General features: G+C 60.5%; 3 protein-coding genes. 1 reads left to right on the plus strand and 2 read right to left on the minus strand.

What is annotated here, in order from left to right; all coding sequences use genetic code 11:
* A partial coding sequence (locus IGS51_RS17185) for a 2OG-Fe(II) oxygenase family protein (protein ID WP_297080040.1) occupies window positions 1-929 on the plus strand: 929 nt, incomplete at its 5' end.
* 13 nt (window positions 930-942) lie between these two features.
* On the opposite strand, the gene IGS51_RS17190 is transcribed toward IGS51_RS17185, so the two are convergent.
* Window positions 943-1,872, minus strand: a complete 930-nt coding sequence (locus IGS51_RS17190) for a phosphodiester glycosidase family protein (RefSeq protein WP_297080041.1) — start codon at window positions 1,870-1,872, stop codon at window positions 943-945.
* Between the two features lie 97 nt (window positions 1,873-1,969).
* Window positions 1,970-2,714 (minus strand): phospholipase D-like domain-containing protein (locus IGS51_RS17195; RefSeq protein WP_297080042.1); only part of this gene is annotated, 745 nt, incomplete at its 5' end.

Here is a 2,714-nt window from a genome sequence, read left to right on the forward strand (position 1 = left end):
TGCGATCGCCCGATTGGGCAGACCGCAAAGCCGTCGCCGCCTACCTCCGCAAAGCCAGTCACGAAGTCGGCTTTTTCTACATTGCCAACCACGGCATCGATGCTGCGCTAGTTGACCAGATCTTTGCCGAATCTCATCGCTTCTTTGCGCTGCCCGATGCAGACAAGCTAGAGATTTCGATCCAGCACTCTCCCATCTCTCGCGGCTACGAGCCTTTGAAGCACCAGACGCTCGATCTCAACGCCGCGCCGGATCTCAAGGAAAGCATTTATATCGGGCTGCATCGCGGCCCCAACGACCCGCTGGTGCAGGCAAACACGCCCAACCACGGCCCCAACCTATATCCTCGCAACCTCCCCGGCTGGCGCGAGGTCGTAGAGCAATATTTCGCTGCCATGCTGAATTTGTCTTACCAACTGATGCGGGGGCTGGCGCTCTCGCTCGACCTGGAGGAGCATCACTTCGACCCCCTAGCCGACGACCCCATGCCCATTTTGCGACTGCTGCACTACCCGCCCCATCCCGTACAGGCAAACGATCGCACTTGGGGCTGCGGCGCTCATACCGACTGGGGCTGCCTCACCATCCTGCTGCAAGACGCGGCGGGCGGGCTAGAGGTGAAAACCGCCAGCGGCGACTGGATGGCTGCCGAGCCGATTCCCGATACCTTTGTCATCAACATTGGCGACATGATGGCCCGCTGGACCAACGATTACTATCAGTCCACGCCCCATCGCGTGGTGAACCGTTCGGGGGGCGAGCGCTACTCCGTTCCCTTCTTTTTCGACATCAACTACCATGCGCTGGTCGAATGCCTGCCCACCTGCCAGAGCGAAACGAACCCGCCGAAATATCCGCCCATCACCGCAGGGGATCACATTGTTGAAATGTATCAAAAGACCTACCAGCGAGTGATGGGTTCCAGATGAGGAATAGCGCCCTCTAGTCCCTGGGTCTGCGGCGCACCCCCAGCACCGACTTCACCGGCCGCTGAATCGGGCTGCCCTGGGCATCGACGCGACCCAAGACGGTGTTCCCGCTGACGTACAGCGAAGCGGAACTGCCGCCATCCAGGTTCATCGCGTCTACCACACCGAGCGATCGCAGAAAGTTCGACAGTTCCGCCAGCGACAGCCCAGAACTGGTCGGCGCGTCGGGGCGCTGAGCGGCCATCGCCAGCACAATGCCGCCATTGGGCAAAATCCCGACGGCAGAGCGGGCATTGGGCTGGGTGCTGCCAATGGCATCGCGGCCCGTGGCGGGGTCGGCAAAGCCCTCGGCTTCGAGCGTCAGGTCTGGCAGCAGGCGCGGGCCGCCGCCGATCGTGTCTTGCAGCGTACAGCCGAGCGGGACGGCTTCGGCATGAAGGGCGATCGCATAGTGGTCGCGTTCCTGCCCCGGTTGCCCACAGCGATAGCGGCGAAACTCCGAGCGGTTGAGGATTTTGGGCAGGTAGGGCGTGAGGTTGGGGTTTTGCATGAGGCGATCGTTTTGGCGCGGGTCGGCGACGAGTTGCCCGTTTTGCACCACATAGGAGGTTGTGAGTCCGTTCACCGGGTCAAAAAAGCCCGCGTTGATAGCGGCCACGGTTCCCGACTGCGCGGCAAACTGGGGCAGCGGCTGCAACGCTTGGGCGATCGCGGGCACAACCTCAAACGTGCGAATCGGCACCATCACCCAATGCACGTCCGCCGTGGGCAGCGCTTCTACGCGATATTGCACGTCATGCTGGTCATGCTGCACGTCTGGGGACGCTTCTGGAGGCAAGTCTGGGGGCAAGTCTGAGGACGAGTCTGGGGCGGGTGGCGCTAGTCCGGCAGCCAGTCCGCCTGCCACCAGCCAGCCCAGCCATAGCCCTTGCCAAACTCTCATACCTGCTAAATCTCTAAGGTTTAACCCCAATTTGCCTCGGCGTTGTGAAGCGATAGGGCTACCCCCAAGTTCCTGAGTCCCGCCCCATTACAGCAGATTACAGCAGATTTTTGAACAGCAGCACCACCCGTCCCGCGAGATGGTCAAACAGGGGGCGATTTTGCCAATCGGCATAGGTGAGACACTGGCTGTCGGCGATCGCCCCGATAAAGAACTGCTCCAGGTTTTGAGCCAGCGCCGGATAGCGCCCCGAAATGTTGAGTTCGTCATTGTGAAACGCACTGCGCGGGTCGAGGTTGGCGCTGCCCGTGCTGACCCAGACATCATCCACCAGAATTAACTTAGCGTGCATCATGCTGGGCTGATACTCGCAAATCTCCACGTCTGCTCGCAGCAGGTTGCCGTATAGCTCTCGACTTGCCAGATGCACAAATTTTTTATCGGTCGCGTCGCTCATGGTCAACACGCGCACCTCAGCGCCGTTTTCGCGGGCGCGGATGAGTGCCTGGGTGATATTGCCATCAGGCACGAAGTAGGGGCTGGCAATCCACAGGCGATCGCGGGCAGCCAGCGCACTCAGTTGCACCAGCAGGCGAATCGACGATTCACTTAAACTAGACGTGCCGCTGGTAATGTATAGCGGGACTTCGCCTTCCGTCTGCACCGGGCTAAGTTCCTGATCCAAGTCTAAATCGCCCCCGCTATAGGCCCAGTGTTTCAGAAATTTGCCTTGCAGCAGCGTCACCACTTCGCCCTCGTAGGCCACTTCAAACTCTGCCCAAGGTGCAGTGTCGTGGTCAAATTCAGTGCCGTCCCAGTAGTCCGACACGCCCGCCCCGCCG

Source organism: Thermoleptolyngbya sp. M55_K2018_002 (genome assembly GCF_015295965.1).
GTDB lineage: Bacteria > Cyanobacteriota > Cyanobacteriia > Elainellales > Elainellaceae > Thermoleptolyngbya > Thermoleptolyngbya sichuanensis.

Excerpts from the sequence above, each read along its gene's own strand:
- IGS51_RS17190 (WP_297080041.1), bottom strand. The coding sequence starts at position 1,872 with ATGAGAGTTTGGCAAGGGCTATGGCTGGGCTGGCTGGTGGCAGGCGGA.